Origin of the sequence: Falsiroseomonas sp. HC035, assembly GCF_050563525.1 — a bacterium.
Classification (GTDB): Bacteria; Pseudomonadota; Alphaproteobacteria; order Acetobacterales; family Acetobacteraceae; genus Falsiroseomonas.
Genome location: NZ_JBNXUN010000006.1, coordinates 124542 through 144989 on the forward strand (window position 1 = coordinate 124542; position 20448 = coordinate 144989).

Consider the following 20448-nt stretch of genomic DNA (forward strand, 5'->3'; position numbering starts at 1 on the left):
CAAGCGCCGGGCGCCCGCTCCGCGCGCTTGGCTGCGCGGCATAAGCCGCGGGCCGCATTCGCGGCCTCGGCCGCCGGGGGCGGCCGCAGATCGCTTCTCGTCTGGGACGGAGCGTAACGCCGCCCCAGCTACTGCGCGGTGATGCCGGCCGCGCGGATCACAGGCTCCAGCACCGCCTTCTCCCGTGCGATAAGTCGGGAAAATTCCTCCGGCGAGCCGCCGCCGAGCACCGCACCCTGCTGCGCCAGGCGGCCGCCGATGGCAGGGTCGCGCAGCGCCAGCGTGATCTCCTCCGCCAGCCGCTGGATGATCGGGTCCGGCGTGCCGGCCGGGGCCACCATGCCGAAGGCGGTGCCGAAGACGAAGTCGATGCCGGCCTCGCCCATGGTCGGCACGTCCGGCAGTTGCGGCAGGCGCTGCGGCGTCGCGGCGGCCAGCGCCCGCACCTGCCCGCCGGTGATCTGGCCGAGGATGTTGGGCAGGTTGTCGATCACCAGGTCGATCTGCCCGGCGATCAGGTCCGTGATGGCCATGGACGCGCCGCGGTAGGGCACGTGCTGGATCTCGGTGCCGGTGGTGCGCTTGAACAGCTCCAGCGCCAGGTGCAGGCTGGTGCCGGGGCCGGCGGACCCGCCGGTCAGCACGCCTGGCCGCGCCTTCGCCGCCTCCACCACCTGCTGCACGGTCTGCCACGGTTTCGTGGCGCCGACGCACAGCACCTTCGGCGTGCTGGCGAGCAGCACGATGGGCGCGAAGGCGGTCTGCGTGTCGAAGGGCATGCTGCGGTAGATGAACTGGTTCACCGCCACCGGGCCGAGCGAACTTGCCAGTAGCGTGTAGCCGTCCGGCGCCGATTTCGCCGCCGCATCGGCACCGATGTTGCCGCCGGCGCCGGCCCGGTTCTCCACCACCACCGGCTGCCCCAGCCGTTCCGTCAGGCGTTGGGAGATGCTGCGCGCCAGCACATCCACCAGCCCGCCCGGCGGGAACGGCACGATGAGCCGCACCGGTCGCGATGGCCAGGCCTGGGCAAGCGCCGGCGTGGCGAGGGTCGCGGTTGCGAGGAGGAGGCGGCGGCTGATCGGCATGGCGTTGCTCGCTGCGGCCCGTTGGTCAGGCCTTGTGGTAGAGGGTGGGGATCGCGGCATCGACCACGACCTCCACCAGCATCGGTCCAGGCGCGCTGCAGGCCTGGCGCAGCGCCTCGTCCAGCAAATCCGGGTCGGTGACGCGGAGGCCCGGGCAGCCCATGCCGCGGGCGATCTGCACGAAGTCGAGGCCCGGCAGGTCGATGCCCGGCACATCCCGCACCTGCATCGCCTGGCCGATCGATCGCATGGCGCCGTAGCCGCCATTGTTGATGACCACGGTCGTCACGCGCAGCCCGTGCTGCACGGCGGTCCACAGCGCCTGCGGCGAGTACATCATCGACCCGTCGCCGATCAGGCAGACCACGCGCTGGTCCGGCTTGGCCAGCGCCACGCCGATGGCGGCCGGCAGGGAATAGCCCAGGCCACCGCTCGCCATGGTGAAGAAGCTGCCCCAGCGCGTGCGCGGCATCTGCGCCTGCATGGCAGGGCGGTGGGAGGGTGCTTCCTCGACCAAAATCGCATCCGCGGGCATCGCCGCGTGCAGCCGGGCCAGCAGGAAGGCGGCGGGAATCGGATCTTTCCGAGTTGGCGACGCGGCGTGTTCGCGCCTCGGCGGCGCCACCCGTGATACCTCCGGCATTGCCGCGTGCAGCGCGGGAATGGCGAAGCGCAGGCTGCCGAGGATGCTGGTCCCGGCGGGGGCGGAGGCGGCGGTTGCCTCGTCGCTGGTCAGATGAAAAATCGGCACGTTGCTGCGGAAAATGCCGGCGACGTGGAAGGTGAAGACAGGCGCGCCCACCACCAGCACGCAATCATGCGGCGCCAGCGCCTCGGACACCGCCTGCGGGGCGGCGGCCAGGAAGCCGGCGAACAGCGGGTGGTCCTCGGGGAAGGCGATGCGGGCGCAGAACGGGCTGGCGAGAACCGGCGCACCGATGCGCTCCGCCAGGGCCACCATCGCGGGGCCCGCGCCCTCCTGATCCACCTCCGGCCCGATCACCAGAACCGGGCGGCGCGATGCCGCGAGCGCCCGCGCCGCCTGGTCGATCAGCGCCGGGTCGGGCGCGGTATCGGGTGACAGGATGCGGGCCTGCGGCACCTCGCACTGCGCCGACCAGTCATCGGCCGGGATGGAGACGAAGGTGGGGCCGCAGGGCTTCCGCATGGCAATCCGGAAGGCCTGGGCAATGGCGGCGGGCACGTCCTCCGCCCGCGCCGGTTCGATGCTGAACTTCACATAGGGGCGCGGAAAGGACGCGGCCTCCGTCGCACCGAGGAAGGGCTGGTTCGGCAGCAGCGCGCGCACCTGCTGGCCGGCGGTGATGACCATCGGCGCCTGGTTGCGATGCGCGGTGAAGACGTTGCCCAGCGCATGGCCGACACCCGCCGCCGAATGCAGGTTGACGAAGGCCGCCATGCCGCTGGCGCGTGCATAACCATCCGCCATGCCGACGACGCAGGCTTCCTGCAGGCCAAGAACGTAGCGGAAATCCGCCGGCCAGCGATCGAGGAAGGGCAGTTCGGTGGAGCCCGGGTTGCCGAATACCGTGGTGACGCCCAGCGAGCGCAGCAGGTCCAGCGTCGCCTCGCGCACCGTGGGCATGAATTCGGGCTCCCCTTTCCGGCCAGCATAGGGTGGGCCTTCGCCGCGCGGCAATCGGCGCGGCTATTCCGCCGCCTGCCGCCGCCCCGGCAGCGCCAGGCCGGTGAGGTCGGAGACGCGGGCGAAGCTCTTGCGGGCGCAGAAGGCCGCAAGCCCCGCCAGGACGGAGGGCATGGCATTCGGGCTGACGAAGCTGGCGGTGCCGACCTGCACGGCGGTGGCGCCGGCCATCAGGAACTCCACCGCATCCTCGGCCGTCGCGATGCCGCCGACGCCGATGACCGGGATGCGCACCGCCTGCGCGCATTGCCAGACAAGGCGCAGCGCGATCGGCTTGAAGGCCGGGCCGGAAAACCCGCCCATGCCCGCGCCCAGCTTCGGCGCCATGCGCTCGATGTCGATGGCAAGTCCCAGAATCGTATTCGCGACCACCACCGCCTCCGCCCCCGCCGCCTCCACGGCTTGCGCGACCGCGGCGATGTCGGCGGTGTTGGGCGAAAGCTTGGCCCAGATCGGCAGATCGCAGGCGGCGCGCATCGCGGCGATGGCAGCGGCGGCACTTTCGGGATGCATGGCGAAGGCGCGTCCATCCTCCTCCAGGTTGGGGCAGGAGATGTTGGCCTCGATGGCGGCGATGCCAGGCGTGGCGGCGATGCGCGCGGCGGCCTGCGCGAAACCCGCGACGGTGTCGGCGGACAGCGAGACCACCAGCGGCGGCTTGAAGCGCCGCCACGCCGGGATGGCGTGCGCGAGGAAATGGTCGAGCCCCTTGCCGGGAATGCCGATGGAATTCAGCACGCCCGCCTCGGTCTCGCACAGCCGCGGCAGCGGGTTGCCCTCCCGGGGTTGCGGCGTGACGGATTTCGTCACCAGCGCGCCGAGGGCATCCAGATCGAACACCTGGGCGAGTTCCGGCCCAAATGTACCTGACGCCGGCATCACCGGATTGACCAGCGTGAGCCGCCCGATGCGGACGGACAGGTCTACCATGCCAGCGCCGCCTGCAGGTCGAAGACCGGGCCCTCGGTGCAGACGCGTAGATTCTGCACGGTACCGTCCGCGTCCCGGATGGATCGCACGCAGCAGAAGCACATGCCGAGGCCGCAGCCCATCTGTTGTTCCAGCGCGATCTGCCCGGGGATGCGATACTCGGCTGCCAGCCGTTGCAGCAGCAGGAACAGCCGGTTGGAACCGCAGGTGAACACCGCATCCGGCCGCGCCTGCGCGAAGTCCTGGCGCAGCAGCGCCTCCACCGCCGGCACCGCGCTGCCACCGTCGCTGTCGAAGACGGCGGTAATCGCGGCGCCAGACGTGCCGGCGAATTCTCCGTCCATCAGATCCGCAGGATCCTGCGCCGACAGCACTGCGCGCACCGCGATGCCCTGCGCCGCCGCGGCCTCCGTCAGCGGCGCCAGCGTGGCCAGACCGACGCCGCGCGCCAGGATCAGGATGCGTCGCCAGCCGGGCTCGAGCACGAACCCCTGCCCGAGCGGCCCGACCATCGAAAGCCGGTCCCCCGCCCGCAGCGCCGCCAACGCCGCCGTGCCGCGCCCCTTCACATGGAACAGGAAGCCCAGCGGCTGGTCCGGCCCGCAGCGCCAGATGCTCATCGGCCGCCGAAGATAGGGCCCCTGGCCACCTGCGTCCCGGCACAGCAGGTGAAAGAACTGGCCGGGCCGGCTGCGCGCCGACAGGTCCGGGGCATCCAGCAGCAGCCGGTGGTAGCGCCGGCCGACCGGCGCACTGTCCAGCACCCGCGCCACGCGTTCCGCAACCGGGAAATCCGCTGCCCCGGTCTCCATGGAGCCTAGCGCAGGCTGCGGTTGCGCCGCGGCGTCGGGCCGCGGAAGCGTGTTGCGGCCGCCTCGCCCAGCGGGAAGCGCAGGCCGAGCCGCCGCAGCCGCGCCTTGCGCCAGGCGATGCCGGCCAGCGCCAGATCACCCGTCGCCATGCCCTGGATCACCGCCAGCACGTTCTGCCCCGGCTTCTCCCGCCCCGTGGCCAGCCCCGCCGCGACCAGGCCAAGATCGGCGGAGAGCCGCTGCGCCAGCGCCTCCGCCGTCACGGCGCCGCCGGCGATCCAGGCGCCGAGGTTGCCGCCCGCCGCGCTGAAGTCGTCGCTGTCGACGAGGAAGCGCTGCGCCCAGCCGGTCAGCACATCCGCCGCTACATCGGCCTCCCCCAGCGCGATGACGGTGGCGCCGGGGCGCAGGTCGGCGGCGTGCAGCAGGGGCGTGGTGGCGCCGCTCAGGGTGATGACAATGTCGGCCTTCGCCGCCGCCGCCGCCGCGCTGTCGGCCGGGTGCAGCGCCATCTTCGCCTGGTGCGTCACGCAGAACTCGGCCACCGCCTCCGGCCGCCGCGACGCGACATGCAGCGCGGCGAGGCCGGGCAATGCCTCCGCCAGCACCGCCGGCAGTTGCGCCGCGATGCGCCCGGCGCCGATCAGCGCGGCGCTCGTGGCGCCCGGCGTCGCCAGCATCCGCGCCGCCAGCGCCGCGGTGGTCGCGGTCCGCAGCGCGCGTAGCCAGGACGCCTCGATCAGCGCCAGCGGCCGGCCCTCCAGGTCCGCGAGCCAGATCCAGTCGCGGGACGCGGTGCCGCGCGACAGGATGCGGAAGCCGGCCAAACCGTCCTCCGCCAGCACCGCGCCCTTCACTGAAAAGCCGGCAGCCGGCGTGGCGAGCGACAACGCCGCAGGCCGGGACAGCACCTGGCGCGCCGTGCCGTACTCGCGCCAGGCGGCCTCGATGGCGTCGAGCGCCTCGGCCGGGGTCACCAGGCCGTCGGCCTCGCCGGCACGGAGGATGAGGAAATCGTCGGTGTCCATGCGCTGCCCGGCCCAATGCCCGCCGATGGTGGGGCGTCGCAGCGGCAATGCCAAGGGCCGAGGCTTGCGGCGCCGACAGGCCTGCGCGAGCATCCGCCATGGACCTGCCCCATCATGGCGCGATCCCGCCCATCGCGCCGGATCTCGCCGAGCTCGCGCAGCGCCTGTTCGAGGAGCTTCGCGCGGCGGATCATGACGGCGTCGGCATCACGCGGCAGACCTATGGCCTGGCGGAAACCGCGGCGATGCGACGGATCGAGGCGGTGGCCGAACGCGCCGGGCTTGCCACGGAATGGGACGCCGCGGCGAACCTCCGCATCACCCTGCCCGGCACCGATCCCACCCTGCCCGCCGCCGCCTGCGGATCGCACCTCGACAGCGTGCCGCAGGGCGGAAATTTCGATGGAGCGGCGGGCGTCATCGCCGGGCTGCTGGCGCTGCTTGCCGCCCAGCGGACCGGGCCGCGACCGCGCACGTTGCTGCTGCTGGTAATGCGCGGCGAGGAAAGCGCCTGGTTCGGCCGGCCCTATCTCGGCTCCTCCGCCCTGTTCGGCCGCTTTGACCCGCGCTGGCTCGAACTGCCATGCCTTCAGGATTCTTCGCTGCTGCTGCGCGACGCCATGCGGGCGGAGGGTGCGGACACCGATGTCGTTGCAGCCGGCACGCGGCTGCTCGACCCTGCGCGGCTCTCGCATTTCGTCGAACTGCATATCGAACAGGGGCCGGTGATGGTGGCGCGCGGCGTGCCGGTCGGCCTGGTCTCCGGCATCCGCGGCAACCACCGCCACCCGGCGGCGCGCTGCGTGGGCGAGGCCGCGCATTCCGGCGCGGTTCCGCGCTGGCTGCGGCGCGATGCGGTGCTGGGCGCGGCCGACCTCGCCATGCGCCTCGATGCCAGCTGGCGCACCCTGCTGGAACGCGGCGAGGACCTGGTGATGACCTTCGGAATCTTCACGACGGATCCGCGTGAGCATGCGATGACGCGCGTGCCCGGCGAGGTGCGCTTCACCCTGGAATACCGCAGCGAAAGCGAGCGCACCCTGGACGACTTCCTGGAACTGGCCGAGGCCGAGGCGGCCGAGATCGCGCGCGAGCGCCGGGTGCGGATCGAACTCGGCCCGGCGGTGCGCACGCCGCCCGCTGAAATGGACCTACGCTTGCTGGCCCACGCCCAGCGCCTCTGTGCGGCGGCGGCCATGCCGCACGAGACCCTGGCCAGCGGTGCAGGCCACGATGCGGCGATTTTCGCGGGCGCCGGCGTGCCCGCCGCCATGGTGTTCGTGCGCAACGAGCACGGCAGCCACAATCCGCGCGAGGCGATGGATTTTTCCGACTTCCTCGCCGGCGCCTCGGTGCTGCAGGCGCTGTTGCTGACGGGTGCGGAGGCTGTTGGACGATGAGCCTGGACCGAAAGGACATCGGCCGCCGCACGGCGCGCATCCTGCTGGATACCGGCAGCATCCTGCTGCGGCCCGACCGGCCCTTCATGCTGTCCTCCGGCTGGGCCAGCCCGGCCTATCTGGATATGCCGCGCGCCCTGTCCCTGCCACTGGCCCGCCGCGCGCTGCTGGACGGCGCCGAGGCGCGCATCCTGGAGGAAGTCGGCTTCGACGGCTTCGATGCCGTGGCCGCCACCGAACAGGGCGGCATCGCCATCGGCGCCATGCTGGCCGAGCGCTTTCACCTGCCCTTCGTCACGGTGCGGCGTCGCGCGCAGGGCTTCGGCGCGGACGCGCATATCGAGGGCGCGCTGCGGCCCGGCGCACGCACGCTGCTGGTCAGCGACGTCACCACCGATGGCCGCAGCAAGGCCGGCTACAGCCGCGCCCTGGCCCGCGCGGGGGCGGAGGTGACGACGATCTTCGTGCTGTTCAAATGGGGCATCTTCGATCGCGTGGTGACCGACATCGCCGATATCGGCGCCAGCCTGTTCGCGCTCGCGACGTGGGAGGATGTGCTCCCGGAGGCCGAGGCGCGCGGCACCTGGCCGCCGGCCACGCTGGCCGAACTGCGCCGCTACCTTGCCGACCCCTTCGCCTGGTCGGCCGCGCATGGCGGGCTGCCGGCGCCGGTTTGACTGGCGCCGTTCAGGTCAGGCCCAGCAGCGCATAGACCCGCAGGGCCGGTGGCCAGGCGGCGACGATCTCGGCCTGGTAGGCGAAGGCGGCGTAGCCTGCGCCCGCCAGCACGGCGATGGTCAGCAGCCAGCCGACCAGGGTGAAGCGGTCCGGCGGGCTGGCCGGCGCATCGCGCAGCCGGCCCTGCGCGCGGGTCTCGGGAATCGGCGGCAGCGTGGGTGCCGGCGGAGGCTCGGCCGCAGGCCTGGGTGCCGGCGGCTTGTCCGCCGCGATCTTCTCGGCAAGGCGCGGGGGCGGGGTCGGCAGCGGCGGGGCGGGTGCCGCGGCGAGCTGCGCCCGCAGCAGATCCGCCGCGGCCGGCGCACTGCCGGCGGCGGAAGGCGGCTCGGCACGCCCGGGTGCTTTCCCCGGCCCGGTCGCCGCTCCCGGCAGGGCCGCCGCGCCGGGCAGGGCTGCCTGGAACTGGTGCCCGCAGCGGGCACAGCGCAGCCGGCGCGGCCCCGTGGCGAGCGCCGTATCGGGCACCTCATAGGCGGCGTCGCATTTTGGACAGGAAATTCGCATGCAGACACAGTTTTGAAGCGCCGCGCCCGCCGCGTCCAGCCGTGAACAGGCGTGCCGCCCCGCACGGTTGCATCAGCAGCGCGTAATTTGGCGCCGCGCCCGGCGCGTGGCACACACCGCCCATGGTTCGCTTCGAAGCGGTCGGTCTCCGCTACCCTGGCGGCGGCCCGCATAGTGGGTCCTGGGGGCCGGAGGCGCTGGTCGACGTGACCTTCGCCTTGCCCCAGGGGTCCTTCACCTGGCTGCTCGGCCCCTCCGGGGCGGGCAAATCCTCGGTGCTGCGCCTGATGCACTTGGCGCTACGGCCAACGCGGGGCGAGGTCGAGGTGCTCGGCCTGCGCACCGCCCGGGCGAAGCGCGCCGCGCTGCCCCCGGTGCGCCGCCGGATCGGCGTGGTGTTCCAGGATTTCCGGCTGCTGCCCTACCTGTCCGCCTTCGACAACGTGGCTCTTCCCCTGCGGCTCGCCGGCCAGCCGGAGGGCACGCTGCGGGGCGACGTGACGGAGATGCTGCGCTGGGTCGGCCTCGGCAACCGGGCGGAGGCGCTGCCGCCGGAGCTTTCGGGCGGCGAGCAGCAGCGCATCGCCATCGCCCGTGCCGTGGTCCACCGCCCGGCCCTGCTGGTCGCCGACGAGCCAACCGGCAATCTCGACACCCACCAGGCCCGCCGCCTGCTGGCCCTGCTGCGGGAGATGAACCGCCTCGGCACCACCGTGGTGGTGGCGACCCATGACGAGGATCTGGTCGCGCGGTTCCCGGCACCCTCCCTGTTGCTGCGCGACGGCCGCCTGGACGACCTCGACGCCGCCCGCGGGCTCGACCAGGCGGATGCGGAGGAGCACCCGGATGGCTAGGCGCCGGCGCTATTCGCGCGACCCACTCGGCCTGCGCCGGGCGCTGTCCGGCCTGCTGCTGCCTGGGCTGGTCGCCGCCATGGCGCTGCTGGCCGCCCTCGCTTTGGCCGGCGCGCAGGGCGCCGCGGGCCTTGCGGAGCGCTGGCAGCGCGGTGCCGCCGCCGCCGTCACGGTGCAGATCCCGGATTCCGACCCCGCCCGCATCGAGCGCGCGCTGGTGGCCCTGCGCGCCATGCCGGAGGTGGCGGAGGCCAGCGCCATGCCGGCCGAGCGCCTGGCCGCGCTGCTTCGCCCCTGGCTTGGCGATGCGCCGGCGCTGGCGGTGCCCGGCGTCATCGAGCTCCGCCTGCGCAGCGCGCTGACGGACCCGGTGCTGATCGGCGACCGCCTGTCCGGCCAGGTGCCCGGCGCGCTGGTGGAGGCGCATGGGCTGTGGGTGCAGCGGCTGGCGGCGCTGGCGCGCAGCCTGCAGGCCATGGCGCTCGGCGTGCTGCTGCTGGTCGCGGTGGTGGCCGCCGCGGTGGTGGCGGTCGCGACGCGGGCCGGCCTGGCATCGCGCCGCAACGCCATCGAGGTGCTGCACGGGCTGGGTGCGCGGGACCGTGACATCGCCGGCCGCTTCGCCCGCCGGCTCGGCCTGCTGGCCGCCGCCGGCGCGCTTGCCGGCACGCTGGGCGCGGTGCCGGCGCTCGGGCTGCTGGCGAACCTCGCCGGGCCCTGGGTCGGGGCGGAGGGACGCATGGACAGCCTGGCGGGGCTGCCCTGGCTTGGACTGCTGGCGCTGCCGCCGGTCGCCTACCTGGTCGGCTGGGGCACCGCGCAGGCCACCGTGCGGCGCTGGCTGCGGCAACTGCCGTGAGGCGCTTCCTGCGGCTCGGCCTCGCCGCATCGGTGCTGGCGGTGCTGGCGCTGGGCGCCGGCTTCCTCGGCTTCCTGTCGCAGGCCGCGGCGCCGGTGGCGGCACCGGAGCGTCCGACGGATGCGATCGTGGTGCTGACCGGCGGATCGGACCGCGTGGAGACGGCGCTGCGCCTGCTGGAGGATGGGCTGGCGCCGCGCCTGCTGGTTTCCGGCGCCAATACTGACCTGACCCTGGCGGAGCTGGCCAGGGCGCATGGCCGGCCGCCGGCGGCGCTGGAAGGCCGCGTCATCCTCGGCCGCGTCGCCGCCACCACGCGCGGCAATGCGGCGGAGGTCGCGGATTATGCGCGGGCGCAGCGCATCGCCTCCATCCGCGTCGTCACCGCCGGCTACCACATGCCCCGCGCCCTTCTGGAATTGCGCCGCGCCGCGCCCGCCCTCCGATTGGTGCCGCACCCCGTGACCCCCGCCGCGCTGCGGGCGGACGCGGATCCGCCGCAACACGCCCGGGCGGAGTCCCCGCCACGCACCGGGGCGGAGTCCCCGCCACGCGCCAGGGCGGTCTCCGCGATGCGCCGATGGACCCTGCTGCCCGGCGAGTATCTGAAGTATGTGGCGGCGGCGGCCGGGCTCACGCGTTTCCTGCCGGCGAAGGAGCAGGCGCTGCCATGAGATCGATACCCCGGAATCCCGGCCTGCCGCGACCGGCATCCGCATGAGCCAGGCGATGATCTGGGCCAGGTCCCTGCTGTTCAACCTGCTGTTCTTCGGCATCACCTTCGTGATCGCCATCATCACCATCCCGACCCTGGTGATGCCGCGGCGCGCCGCGCTGGCGATGACGCAGCTTTGGGCGCGGCTGGTGATCTGGGCGCTGCGCTGGTCCGTCGGCGTGAAGGTGGAGATCCGCGGGTGGGAGAACCTGCCGCCCGGCGGTGTGGTGATCGCGGCGAAGCACCAATCGGCCTTCGACACCATCATCTGGCTCAGCCTGCTGCATGAGCCGGCCTATGTGATGAAGAAGGAATTGCTGCGCATCCCGCTGTATGGCTGGCACGCACGCAAGGCCGGCATGATCCCGGTGGACCGCGAAGGGGGTGGCGCCGCGCTTCGCGGCATGCTGCGCGCCGCCACCGCGCGCGTCGCCGCTGGCCGGCAGGTGGTGATCTTCCCGGAAGGCACGCGCACGCCGGTGGGCCAGCGCGTCAGCTACCAGCCGGGCGTGGTCGCCATTGCCGCCGGCACCGGGGCGCCGGTGGTGCCGGTGGCGACCGACAGCGGACGGGTCTGGGGCCGGCGCCATTTCATCAAGCGCCCGGGGATGATCCGCATCTCCCTGCTGCCGCCGCTGCCGCCCGGTCTGAACCGGGCGCGCCTTCTGACGGCGCTCGAGACGCAGATCGAGGGCGAGACGGATCGGCTGATGGCGGAGCCGCAGGCCGGGCCAATCGCTGCGATTCCAACGGGTCAGCCCGCTGTGGATAAATCTGTGGACTGACCCTGCCGTAGCGCGGCAGCCGCACCAGCCAAGCCCCTGTTCTTCCGCCGAATCCGGCTTCTGGGTTCATGCTGTTGTTACGCCACCGCTGGTCTGAAAATCCGTCAAGATACTGATATTGTTGATTTAGTTGATCGCTCGCCGGTGCTGTCCGTAAACAGAGGTCCGTCTTGTCCCCGCGCTTCCGCCGACCGCGTCGCTGCGTTGCGGTCGGTGGATTAATCTGCGGAGGACTGTGGGTTGGCCCTATGTGGGTTGGCCGGCGCAGGGGCAGGCAGCAGCGCCGCGATCCGCGCCAGGCCGGCATCGTGGACGCCCATTTCCGCCAGGTGCTGGATGGTGTTCAGCAGGTAGTCCCGGTTGGCGCCCATCTGGCCGACGCCACGCCCGATGGCCGACGCCGCCGCCGCGGTATCCAGCGAGCGCACATAAAGCCGGCAGGCGCGGTTTGCGACATAGGTGACGGCCGGCACCGGTCCGCTGCTGGGGCCGTGCCGCGGCGCATCCAGCCGGCGCACCCGCAGCACCCGGCGGTGGTACACCACCTCCGCCCCATCCGGCAGTTCGCGGTCGTCGAGGTAGCGCAGCACCTCGGCCGCCGCAGCGCCCGGCACGCGGAACAGCACGCCGCGGCAGGCGCCGCCGCGATCCAGTCCCAGCACCAGCCCCGGCGCTTCCGGCGTGCCGCGGTAGCGGTGCGACCACAGGCAGAAGCGGCGATGGAAGCCGCTGAGCAGCGCCGGATGGCTGCTGTCATGCGCGAAGCCCGGCCGCCAGATCAGCGAGCCATAGCCGAACACCCACAGCGCGCCGTCATGCAGCGGCACTGGGATTTCGCGGGCGGTGGGGGAGGAGAAGGTCTGCACGGGCGGGTCGCTTCGGGCTATAGCTGCCGGCGGAATGGAAATGAAGAGCTCTGGCCCCATTGGTGGCCCCATCTCAGGGCCGCGGCGGCGGCCGATCGGGCCGCGCCTGGCGCTTGGCGCCCTGTTGGCGGTGCTGGCGTTGGGTGCCGGCCACGCGGTGCTGTGGCGCATCATGGCCGGGCAGTTGGAGGCCGGGCTGGCCACCTGGGTGGAGATCCGGCGCGCGCAGGGCTGGCAGGTGGAGCACGCACCCCCGGTACGCGGCGGCTGGCCGTTCTCCGCCACCCTGACCCTCGGCGCCGTACGGCTGGAAGGTGGCGCAGCGACGCTGCCTGGCGGCCTGGCGCTGGAGGCGGAGCGCGTGGTGCTGCGCGTCACCCTGCCGCGGCTGAACCAGCTTCGGGTGGAAATGCCGGGGGCGCAGCGCCTGCGCCTGGATGCCACGGAATGGCGCTTCGCCGCGGATGAACTGGTGGCGCTGGTGCCGCTGGAAGCCGACACCCCGCCGCGGGAGGCGGTGGTGCTGGCCGGGCGCCTGCGGCTCGCCACGCCCGCCGGGCCGATGGAGGTCGCGAGCCTTCGATTTTCCGCCGCCGCCACCGCCACCGCCACGGATGACGAGGCGGCGCTGCAACTGAGCCTGGAGGCCGTCGCGATCGACCTGCCGATGCCCCCGGGCGCGGCGAACCCGGTCTTCGGCCGCCGCATCGAATCCCTGGCGGCGGAGGCGGCGCTGAGCGGCCCGGTGCCACCCGGCCGCGTGCCCGCGCGGCGCGCAGAGGCCTGGCGCGACGGCGGCGGCTCCTTCGAATTGTCGCGCCTGGCGGTGCAGTGGGGCCCGGCGCAGGTGGCGGCGGCGGCGACGCTGGCGCTGGACGAGGCGCTGCAACCGATGGGGGCCGGCAGCCTGCGCGTCACCGGCGCGAACGAGGCATTGCAGGCCCTGGCTGATGCCGGCCTTGTCGGCCGCCGGGCCGCCGGCACGGCGCGGATCATGCTGCCGCTGATGGCCCGCCCCAACGCCGCCGGCGCCACCGAGATCGAGGTGCCCGTGACGCTGGAGGACCGGACCCTGGCGCTGGCCCGGATCCCGGTGCTGCGCGTGCAGCCCTGGGTCTGGCCGGCTGCCGCACCGCGCCGCTGATGGCGCGGAGGTCAAATCGCAGCCTATGCGTGCCATAGGCAGTTCAACCTGGAGGGAAACATCTTCGCATCATACTCTCCTTGTGTCGGAGGGCGGCACCCGCACCCTCCCCGTCGCAAGGAACCGCCAAGATGACCCGCTTCGCCTCCACCGCCCGTGCCCTGGCCCGCCGCACCCTGGTCGCCGGCCTCGCCTTCGCCCCCCTGCTGGGGCTGGCGCCGGCCCCCGCCGAGGCGCAGACCGCCGGCTGCCGCGGCCGCGCCTTCGTCGACTCGGTCTACCAGACGGGCCTGGGCGGCAACCGCTACGAATACTACGTGCAGGTCCGCAACGGCACGTCCGCCCCGCTGACGGTGCAGCTGAACTTCGGCGGCTTCGGCTCGAACGTCAGCGTGTTCAGCGCGCAGCTTCCAGGCATCGCGCTGGCGTCGAACGCCAGCCAGACCATCAAGTTCGGCAACGGCACCGACGGCAACATCAACATGGGCACGGTGACCGTGACCTACGACATGCCGCCCGGCAACGGCCGCCCGGCCGTCTCCGTCACCGCCTGCCGCTGAGCATGATGCGGCCCGACGGCAGGGCTGGACCGCCCTGCCGCACCCGGCCGTAGCTCCGGCATGCTGGAACTGGTGGATATCGGCCGATCCTTCCGGGTCGGCCCCGGCGAGATGCACATCCTGCGACACCTGTCGCTGACGGTGGCGGCCGGCCAGCTCGTCTCCATCATGGGCGGGTCGGGGTCGGGCAAGACGACGCTGATGAACATCATCGGCCTGCTCGACAAGCCGACCAGCGGCCAGTACCGCATCGATGGCCAGGACGTGCTGCGCGCCGAGGCGCGGGAGCTTTCGCGCCTGCGCAACCGCCTCATCGGCTTCGTCTTCCAGTCGTTCTTCCTGCTGCCGCGGCTGAATGCCTGGCGCAACGTGGCGCTGCCCCTGATGTATCGCGGCACGCCGGAGGCCGAGGCGCGGGCGCGTGCCATCGCCATGCTGGAACGCGTCGGCCTCGGCGAGCGGACCGAACACATGCCGGCGATGCTGTCCGGCGGACAGAAGCAGCGCGTCGCCATCGCCCGCGCCCTGGTGGGCGAGCCGCGCGTCATCCTGGCGGACGAACCGACCGGCGCGCTCGACCCGAAGGTGAGCCAGGAAATCATGGAATTGTTCCTGGAGCTGAAGCGCGAATACGGCGTGCTGATCCTGATCATCACCCACGACCCTGGCGTCGCCGCGCAATGCGAACGCCAGGTGGTGCTGGCCAATGGGGTGCTGTCGGAATGCTGAGGCGCGTTGTCGCGGAAGCCGCGGCGAACCTGCTGGCGTCGCGCCAGAGATCGGCGCTGGCGCTGCTCGGCATCGTCATCGGCGCCGCCGCCGTCATCGCCATGCTCAATGTCGGCGCCATCGCGCGCAACGAGACGGTGCGGCAGTTCCGCCAGCTCGGCACCGATATCCTGACGCTGCGCGTCGATGGCACCACCGGCATGGGCAGCTTCCAATTGGCCGATGTGGAAGCCCTGCCGCGGGAGGTGCCGATGGTGGCGGAGATCGCGCCCTTCGTCATTGGTGGCGGCAGCGTCGGGCATGAGGGGCAGGTCGGCAACGGCTCCCACCTCGGCGTCACTGCCGCTTTCGCGCGGGTCTCGCGCCTGCGGATGCAGGGCGGGCGCTTCATCTCGGACCTCGACCGCTACGAGCTTTATGCGGTGGTGGGCCATGGCCTGGCGCGCCAGTTGTCCACGCCCTATGCGCCGCTGCGCGTCGGCTCGAACCTGCGGATCGGGCGCTACGTCTTCGCCGTCATCGGCATTCTCGACCCGGTGCTGCACAGCCCGATGATGCCGGTGGACATCGACAGCACGCTGTTCGTCTCCATCCCCAATGTCCGCCGCATCATGGCCAACCCGGCGCTGTCCATGGCCATCGCGCGGATGCGGCCGGACGCGGATGCGGACCAGACAACCGCGCAGATCCAGCGCTACTTCGCGCCGAAGCTGCGCGACGCCATCCTTTCCGTGCAGTCCGCGCGCCAGCTCATCGCCGGCATGCAGAGCCAGATGCAGTTGTTCACCTTGCTGCTGGGCGCGGTCGGGGCCATCGCGCTGGCGCTCGGCGGCGTCGGCGTGATGAACATCATGCTGGTCTCCATCGCGGAACGGCGGCGGGAGATCGGCGTGCGGCTGGCGATCGGCGCGGAGCCGGGCGACATCCGCACGCTGTTCCTGGCGGAGGCGGTGCTGCTGTCGGTGACCGGCGGCGTCCTCGGCATCTTCCTCGGCATCGCAGGGGCCTGGGGCTTCGCCTGGCTGTCGGGTTGGGAATTCGTGATCTCGCCCAGCGCGGCGCCGCTCGGTGCCGGCGTGTCCGTCGCCGTCGGCATTTTCTTCGGCTTCTACCCCGCCGTCATGGCATCGCGCCTCGATCCGATCGAGGCGCTGCGGGCGGAGTAGGGTCCGGGTCGGGCAGGCTGATAGGCGCCTCCCCGGTCGGCTCGGCGATGGCGGGCACCGGCAGGGCGACGGCGGGCGCCATGCTGGCGGAGATCGGCGGGGCGGTCAGCACCGCGGGCGTGCCGCAGGCGGCCAGCAGAAGGGCGCACCCACCGGCGAGGGCGCGGCAAGCCCGCGCCGCCCCCCTCACCCAATCCTCTCCCCCCCAAGCGGGGGGAGAGGGTTCCGGGCCGGTGCGGATGGTCAGGTCCGGATCGAGCAGGAGGTCACGCGCAGCGTCACGCGGCTGCCCTGCATGGAGCCGCTGACCGCCGACAGGCTGGTGGCGGTCGAGCGCTCGCCGGCATTGGCGTTGTCGACGCGTATCTCGGTCAGGGCCGTGCCCTGCCCGCCGCCGCGCTGGATCTCGATGCTGACATTGTAGCGCAGCCGGGTGTGGCTGGTGTTGGTGATGACGACGCGGAGCGGCTGCCCCGGGTTGTCCTGGACGATGCTTTCCAGCCGCAGGGTGCAGGACGGCACCGACGAGTGGTGCCAGGTGCGGGCCGAGTGGTTCCACTCATGCGCCGAGGCGCTGCCGCTGGTTGCCGTCATTGCCGCCAGGGCCAGTGCCGCGGTGGCCAGTTTCGTCGCGATACGCATGATGCGCTTCCTATTTCCGGGCAAGCCTTGTTGGCGCCCTGACAAACGGAAGGCTGCACGCTTTCCACTACTGCGACAATTCAGCTATCCTCAATGCGCGTCATAGGCACCATCTTTGTATCCTTGTTGAGCACCACATTGCTGCCCTCACCCACGCGATGTGATACTCGACCTCTGGTTGAATCGGCAGTCAAGGAGGGGCTTCAAGGTGGGAATTCGCGTCGCCGCGGGCCTCGGCGCGCTGCTGGTGCTGCTGGCCGGACCCGCCGGGGCACAACCGGCCCGTAGCCCGGCGCCACGGGGGCCCGAAGGTTCCGTCGCCCTGACCCTGCCGGAGGCGGTGTTCCTCGGCCTGCGCAACAACCGCGGCATCCGCGGCGACTACCTGCAACGCATCGCCGACCGCTTCGCGCTGCGCGTCGCGGAGAACAGCTTCGCGCCACGGCTCAGCATCGCCGGCGACATCGGCCGCAGCCGCAATGCCGGGGTCAACGTCACCCAGGCCGGCCTCGGCCCGGTGGTCAGCGTGGACACGCCGACGGGTGCGCGCTTCACCATGTCCTGGCTGGCGACGCAGACCAATGTGCGCGGCCAGACCGCACAGGCACCGTCCCAGATCGGCTTCCAGGTGGAACAGCCGCTGCTGGCCGGCGGCGGCATCGACTACGCGATGGCACCGCGTCGCATCGCCCGCATCTCCGAACAGGGCGCGAAGCTGCGGTTGCAGGCGCAGGTCATCGACCAGATCTCGCAGATCATCGTCGCCTACCGCACACTGCTGCAAAGCCAGGAGCAGCTTCGCATCGCCGGCGACAGCCTGCGCCGCGCCCGCGAACTGGTGGAGGTGAACCGCGCGCTGATCTCCGCCGGCCGCCTGGCGCAGGTGGAGCTGATCCAGTCCGAGGCCAGCATCGCGCAGCAGGAGTTGCAGTTGATCGGCGCCCAGAACGCGGCCAATTCGGCGCGGCTGTCGCTGCTGGTGCTGATGGGCGTCGACCCGGCCTCCCCGGTCTGGGCCAGCGAGCGACCGGCGGCGCCTGCCGTGCGCATCGACCTGGACCGGGCGCTGGCCACCGCCTACGCCAGGCAGCCGGGCTACCTGTCCACCCTGCTGGCGATCGAGGTGAACCGCATCAACCTCGACATCTCCCGCAACCAGCGGCTCTGGGATGTCTCCATCGTCGCCGGCACCGGGCAGCAGGCGTTGCGGTCCCAGGTGCTGGACACCATCGGCGCGCTGTCCACCGTGCGGTCCGACTTCAACATCGGCCTGCGCGTCAACATCCCGATCGGCGTGCTGTCGCGCGAACAGCAGGAGGTCAACGCGACCGTTGCCCTGCGGCAATCGGAGGTCGCAGCCGAACTGGCGCGCGATACGGTGCGCGCCCAGGCCGAGAACGCCGTCCGCACCATCGAGGCGCAGCGCCGCCAGGCGCAGCTCGCCGCGCGGGCGCGACAGTTGACGGCGGAGCAGCTTTCGGCGGAGCTGGTGAAGCTCCAGGCCGGGCGGTCCAGCAACTTCCAGGTCGTGTCCTTCCAGACCGCGCTGCAACAGGCCGAAAGCACGGAGCTGGGCGCGGTGATCGCCTATCTCAATGCGCTGACGGCGATGGACCAGGTGCTCGGTACCACGCTCGAGACCTGGCGCATCAGCCTGAACGAGCCGTGATGGACGGCGCCGCCTCGCCCGAAGCCGCGCGCCTCGCCGCGCTCGAACGCTACGCCATCCTCGACACGCCGCCGGACGCCGCCTTCGACGATGTGGCGCGGCTGGCGGCGGCGCTCACGGGCTGCCCGATGGCCTATGTCGCGCTGCTGGATGCCGGGCGGCAATGGTTGAAGGCGGCGCATGGCTTCGACGCCGCGTTGCTGACCTGCGCACGCGAGCACGCCTTCTGCAACGACACCATCAAGGCACGCCACCTGCTGGTGGTACCGGATCTGGCCGCGCATCCGCGCTACGCGGATTATCCCACGGTCACCGACCAGCCGTTCCTGCGCTTCTACGCCGGCGCGCCGCTGATCTCCGAGGACGGCTTCACGCTCGGCACGCTCTGCGTCGTCGATGTCGTGCCACGCGACCTGGCCCCGGCGCAGCTTGAGGGGCTCGGCCTGCTGGCGGCGCGGGTGGTGACGGAGCTGGAACTGCGCCGGCGGATGCTGGAGCTGGATACCGCGCATGCCCGCCTCGCGGCGTCGGAGGACGAACTTCGCGCGACGCATGACCGGCTCGACCTCGATTTCAGCGCGGCGATGGATGGGCTGACGGATGGCGTGTTGACGCTGCGCAGCGATGGCGCCGTGACGGCCATCAATGGCGCCGCCGCGGCACTGCTCGGCACGCTGCCGGACACCGCCACCGGCGCCACGCTGCAATCGCTGCTGCCCGAGGATGGCGCGGCGGACGACCTGCTGGATGCGATCCTGGCGCCGATCAGCCAGGACGCCCCGGTGCCGCGCCGCACCGTGGGCTTCGCCGGGCGTCGCATCTCGGTCGCCAGCCGCGCCTACCGGATGCGCGTCGGCCCGCAGCAGGGCAGGCTCGGCGTCACCGCCAGCCTGACCGACGTGACGGAGACGGAGCGGCTGGCCGAGGCCGAGGCGGCGCTGAGCCGCGACCTGGCCGACCAGCACCGCAAGTTGCAGACCGCCTACCTGCAACTGGAACAGGGCGCGGTGCGGGCGCAGCGCGTGGAACGCCGGGTGCGGCTGGCGCGGCTGGCCGGCGCCGCGGGCGTCGCCGCGCTGCTGCTGGCGACGGGGGCCTATGCCTGGCTGCCGATGCCCTCCGGCTGGGGCGGCGAGGTGGCGAGCAGCGACGGCGCGCAGCCTATCGCGGTCTTGCCGCGCCCGGTCACCGCCCGCATCGCCGTGGTGGGGATGCTGGATGCGGGGTCGCTGGTCAGCGTCGTCGGGCCGTTCGACGGGCTGGTGCAGGAAAGGCTGTTCCAGTACGGCGGCCAGGTCGAACGCGGCGCGCCGCTGCTGCGGCTGAACCTCGGCGAGGTCGAGGTGCGGCTGCGCGATGCCCGCAGCGCCGAGATCCGCGCCCGCCAGCGCGTGGCCGAACTGCGCGGCTGGGAAACCGGCTTCGAGGTGGCGCGCGCCCGCCGGACACTGGCCGCCGCCCGGCTTGAAGCCGCCGACATCGCGGCGCGGGCGGCGCAGACCCGCATGCTGCTGTCGCGCGGCATCATCGCGGCGGATGAACACCGCGCCCTGGTGCAGCAGCAGCGGAACCAGCAATTGCAGGTGCAGGCGGCGGAAAACGATCTGGAGGCGACGCTGGCGCGCGGTGACCCGCAGACACTGCGCGTGGCCGAACTCGAACTCGCCAATGCCGAGGCCAAGGTGCGCGAACTGGAATCGGATGTCGCCAATGCCACCGTGCTGGCGCCGGTCTCCGGCGTCGTGCTGATGCCGCCCGAGGGTGCGGGCGGCAGGCGCGCGGAGACCATCGAGGCCGGGTCCCGCGTGCAGCGCGGCCAGACCATGTTCACCCTCGGCGCGCTCGAAAGCTTTCGCGTCCGTGCGATGGTAGACGAGATCGACGTCAACAACGTCCGCGTCGGTCAGAAGGTCAGCGTCACCGGCGATGCCTTCGGCGGGCTGGTGCTGGAAGGCCGCGTCACCAGCGTCGCGGCGCAGGCCGGCGGCGAGGCCTCATCCCGCACCGGCATGCCGACCTTCCCGGTGGTGGTGGCGGTCGAAAATCTGGCGGAGGACCAGCGGCGGCAACTGGCCGTCGGCATGTCCGCCAGCCTGTCCATCATCACCTATGACAAGCCGGACGCGCTGGTGGTGCCGCCGCATGTCGTGCAGGATTTCGGCGCCGGCCGCGTGGTGCGGGTGCGGCGCGGCGGGCAGGACCAGGTCGTGCCGGTGGTGCTGGGCATCAACACGCCGGACGGCGTCGAGATCCGCAGCGGGCTGGAGCCGGGCGACCTCGTGCTGCCCTGAAC

20 protein-coding genes are annotated in these 20448 nt (G+C 72.3%); 12 read left to right on the plus strand and 8 right to left on the minus strand.

Annotated elements, in window-relative coordinates; translation table 11 throughout:
* Positions 1 to 128: 128 nt before the first annotated feature.
* From ACLF3G_RS14850 to ACLF3G_RS14870, 5 genes are all read right to left on the minus strand, one after another.
* Positions 129 to 1088, minus strand: a complete 960-nt coding sequence (locus ACLF3G_RS14850) for a Bug family tripartite tricarboxylate transporter substrate binding protein (RefSeq protein ID WP_430670164.1) — start codon at positions 1086 to 1088, stop codon at positions 129 to 131.
* Between the two features lie 25 nt (positions 1089 to 1113).
* Positions 1114 to 2694 carry a benzoylformate decarboxylase gene (gene mdlC, locus ACLF3G_RS14855; RefSeq protein ID WP_430670165.1) on the minus strand — a complete coding sequence of 527 codons (1581 nt, stop codon included), beginning with the start codon at positions 2692 to 2694 and terminating at the stop codon, positions 1114 to 1116.
* Positions 2695 to 2757: 63 nt separating this feature from the next.
* Positions 2758 to 3684: a dihydroorotate dehydrogenase gene (locus ACLF3G_RS14860; RefSeq protein ID WP_430670166.1), complete on the minus strand. Its 927-nt coding sequence runs from the start codon at positions 3682 to 3684 to the stop codon at positions 2758 to 2760.
* Positions 3678 to 4496, minus strand: a complete 819-nt coding sequence (locus tag ACLF3G_RS14865) for a dihydroorotate dehydrogenase electron transfer subunit (RefSeq protein WP_430670167.1) — start codon at positions 4494 to 4496, stop codon at positions 3678 to 3680. The genes ACLF3G_RS14860 and ACLF3G_RS14865 overlap by 7 nt, the downstream gene beginning before the upstream one ends.
* Positions 4497 to 4501: 5 nt before the next feature.
* Entirely contained in the window at positions 4502 to 5578 is a 1077-nt protein-coding gene (locus tag ACLF3G_RS14870) for a hypothetical protein (protein ID WP_430670168.1), read from the minus strand.
* Positions 5579 to 5622: 44 nt separating this feature from the next.
* On the opposite strand from ACLF3G_RS14870, the gene ACLF3G_RS14875 reads away from it, so the two are divergent.
* Complete coding sequence (locus ACLF3G_RS14875; protein WP_430670169.1) at positions 5623 to 6924, plus strand: hydantoinase/carbamoylase family amidase; 1302 nt, start codon at positions 5623 to 5625, stop codon at positions 6922 to 6924.
* Complete coding sequence (locus ACLF3G_RS14880) at positions 6921 to 7601, plus strand: orotate phosphoribosyltransferase (protein ID WP_430670170.1); 681 nt, start codon at positions 6921 to 6923, stop codon at positions 7599 to 7601. Before ACLF3G_RS14875 ends, ACLF3G_RS14880 begins: the two co-directional genes overlap by 4 nt.
* A gap of 10 nt (positions 7602 to 7611) precedes the next feature.
* Here ACLF3G_RS14880 and ACLF3G_RS14885 read toward each other — a convergent pair whose 3' ends face one another.
* A complete protein-coding gene (locus ACLF3G_RS14885; protein WP_430670171.1) occupies positions 7612 to 8166 on the minus strand; it encodes a zinc-ribbon domain-containing protein in 555 nt (184 codons plus the stop codon).
* Positions 8167 to 8288: 122 nt separating this feature from the next.
* Here ACLF3G_RS14885 and ACLF3G_RS14890 point away from each other — a divergent pair, with 122 nt between their 5' ends.
* The 4 genes from ACLF3G_RS14890 to ACLF3G_RS14905 are packed head-to-tail and all read left to right on the plus strand — an operon-like array spanning position 8289 to position 11379.
* Positions 8289 to 9020 (plus strand): cell division ATP-binding protein FtsE, encoded by a 732-nt coding sequence (locus ACLF3G_RS14890; RefSeq protein WP_430670172.1) that lies wholly within the window; start codon positions 8289 to 8291, stop codon positions 9018 to 9020.
* Positions 9013 to 9879 carry a cell division protein FtsX gene (locus ACLF3G_RS14895; RefSeq protein WP_430670173.1) on the plus strand — a complete coding sequence of 289 codons (867 nt, stop codon included), beginning with the start codon at positions 9013 to 9015 and terminating at the stop codon, positions 9877 to 9879. The genes ACLF3G_RS14890 and ACLF3G_RS14895 overlap by 8 nt, the downstream gene beginning before the upstream one ends.
* Positions 9876 to 10553, plus strand: a complete 678-nt coding sequence (locus tag ACLF3G_RS14900; protein ID WP_430670174.1) for a YdcF family protein — start codon at positions 9876 to 9878, stop codon at positions 10551 to 10553. The genes ACLF3G_RS14895 and ACLF3G_RS14900 overlap by 4 nt, the downstream gene beginning before the upstream one ends.
* A gap of 43 nt (positions 10554 to 10596) precedes the next feature.
* A complete protein-coding gene (locus ACLF3G_RS14905; RefSeq protein ID WP_430670175.1) occupies positions 10597 to 11379 on the plus strand; it encodes a lysophospholipid acyltransferase family protein in 783 nt (260 codons plus the stop codon).
* Between the two features lie 218 nt (positions 11380 to 11597).
* On the opposite strand, the gene ACLF3G_RS14910 is transcribed toward ACLF3G_RS14905, so the two are convergent.
* Entirely contained in the window at positions 11598 to 12245 is a 648-nt protein-coding gene (locus ACLF3G_RS14910; RefSeq protein WP_430670176.1) for a gamma-glutamylcyclotransferase, read from the minus strand.
* Between the two features lie 40 nt (positions 12246 to 12285).
* On the opposite strand from ACLF3G_RS14910, the gene ACLF3G_RS14915 reads away from it, so the two are divergent.
* From ACLF3G_RS14915 to ACLF3G_RS14930, 4 genes are all read left to right on the plus strand, one after another.
* Positions 12286 to 13389: a DUF2125 domain-containing protein gene (locus tag ACLF3G_RS14915; protein ID WP_430670177.1), complete on the plus strand. Its 1104-nt coding sequence runs from the start codon at positions 12286 to 12288 to the stop codon at positions 13387 to 13389.
* Positions 13390 to 13520: 131 nt separating this feature from the next.
* The gene (locus tag ACLF3G_RS14920; RefSeq protein WP_430670178.1) at positions 13521 to 13949 is read left to right on the plus strand and encodes a hypothetical protein; all 429 of its coding nucleotides are present in this window, start codon (positions 13521 to 13523) and stop codon (positions 13947 to 13949) included.
* 60 nt (positions 13950 to 14009) lie between these two features.
* The gene (locus tag ACLF3G_RS14925) at positions 14010 to 14678 is read left to right on the plus strand and encodes an ABC transporter ATP-binding protein (protein ID WP_430670179.1); all 669 of its coding nucleotides are present in this window, start codon (positions 14010 to 14012) and stop codon (positions 14676 to 14678) included.
* On the plus strand, positions 14672 to 15844 hold the full coding sequence (locus ACLF3G_RS14930) for an ABC transporter permease (protein ID WP_430670180.1): 1173 nt from the start codon (positions 14672 to 14674) through the stop codon (positions 15842 to 15844). Before ACLF3G_RS14925 ends, ACLF3G_RS14930 begins: the two co-directional genes overlap by 7 nt.
* Positions 15845 to 16087: 243 nt before the next feature.
* Here ACLF3G_RS14930 and ACLF3G_RS14935 read toward each other — a convergent pair whose 3' ends face one another.
* Entirely contained in the window at positions 16088 to 16486 is a 399-nt protein-coding gene (locus tag ACLF3G_RS14935) for a hypothetical protein (protein ID WP_430670181.1), read from the minus strand.
* A gap of 208 nt (positions 16487 to 16694) precedes the next feature.
* Here ACLF3G_RS14935 and ACLF3G_RS14940 point away from each other — a divergent pair, with 208 nt between their 5' ends.
* Together ACLF3G_RS14940 and ACLF3G_RS14945 are read left to right on the plus strand one after the other, a co-directional pair.
* Positions 16695 to 18155, plus strand: coding sequence for a TolC family protein (locus ACLF3G_RS14940; RefSeq protein ID WP_430670182.1), 1461 nt, complete (start codon positions 16695 to 16697; stop codon positions 18153 to 18155).
* Positions 18155 to 20446, plus strand: coding sequence for an HlyD family efflux transporter periplasmic adaptor subunit (locus tag ACLF3G_RS14945; protein WP_430670183.1), 2292 nt, complete (start codon positions 18155 to 18157; stop codon positions 20444 to 20446). The genes ACLF3G_RS14940 and ACLF3G_RS14945 overlap by 1 nt, the downstream gene beginning before the upstream one ends.
* The last annotated feature ends 2 nt before the right edge of the window (positions 20447 to 20448 follow it).

Excerpts from the sequence above, each read along its gene's own strand:
- ACLF3G_RS14850 (WP_430670164.1), bottom strand. The coding sequence starts at position 1,088 with ATGCCGATCAGCCGCCGCCTCCTCCTCGCAACCGCGACCCTCGCCACG.
- mdlC (WP_430670165.1), bottom strand. The coding sequence starts at position 2,694 with ATGCCCACGGTGCGCGAGGCGACGCTGGACCTGCTGCGCTCGCTGGGC.
- ACLF3G_RS14860 (WP_430670166.1), bottom strand. The coding sequence starts at position 3,684 with ATGGTAGACCTGTCCGTCCGCATCGGGCGGCTCACGCTGGTCAATCCG.
- ACLF3G_RS14865 (WP_430670167.1), bottom strand. The coding sequence starts at position 4,496 with ATGGAGACCGGGGCAGCGGATTTCCCGGTTGCGGAACGCGTGGCGCGG.
- ACLF3G_RS14875 (WP_430670169.1), top strand. The coding sequence starts at position 5,623 with ATGGACCTGCCCCATCATGGCGCGATCCCGCCCATCGCGCCGGATCTC.
- ACLF3G_RS14880 (WP_430670170.1), top strand. The coding sequence starts at position 6,921 with ATGAGCCTGGACCGAAAGGACATCGGCCGCCGCACGGCGCGCATCCTG.
- ACLF3G_RS14885 (WP_430670171.1), bottom strand. The coding sequence starts at position 8,166 with ATGCGAATTTCCTGTCCAAAATGCGACGCCGCCTATGAGGTGCCCGAT.
- ACLF3G_RS14890 (WP_430670172.1), top strand. The coding sequence starts at position 8,289 with ATGGTTCGCTTCGAAGCGGTCGGTCTCCGCTACCCTGGCGGCGGCCCG.
- ACLF3G_RS14895 (WP_430670173.1), top strand. The coding sequence starts at position 9,013 with ATGGCTAGGCGCCGGCGCTATTCGCGCGACCCACTCGGCCTGCGCCGG.
- ACLF3G_RS14905 (WP_430670175.1), top strand. The coding sequence starts at position 10,597 with ATGAGCCAGGCGATGATCTGGGCCAGGTCCCTGCTGTTCAACCTGCTG.
- ACLF3G_RS14915 (WP_430670177.1), top strand. The coding sequence starts at position 12,286 with ATGAAGAGCTCTGGCCCCATTGGTGGCCCCATCTCAGGGCCGCGGCGG.
- ACLF3G_RS14920 (WP_430670178.1), top strand. The coding sequence starts at position 13,521 with ATGACCCGCTTCGCCTCCACCGCCCGTGCCCTGGCCCGCCGCACCCTG.
- ACLF3G_RS14925 (WP_430670179.1), top strand. The coding sequence starts at position 14,010 with ATGCTGGAACTGGTGGATATCGGCCGATCCTTCCGGGTCGGCCCCGGC.
- ACLF3G_RS14930 (WP_430670180.1), top strand. The coding sequence starts at position 14,672 with ATGCTGAGGCGCGTTGTCGCGGAAGCCGCGGCGAACCTGCTGGCGTCG.
- ACLF3G_RS14935 (WP_430670181.1), bottom strand. The coding sequence starts at position 16,486 with ATGCGTATCGCGACGAAACTGGCCACCGCGGCACTGGCCCTGGCGGCA.
- ACLF3G_RS14945 (WP_430670183.1), top strand. The coding sequence starts at position 18,155 with ATGGACGGCGCCGCCTCGCCCGAAGCCGCGCGCCTCGCCGCGCTCGAA.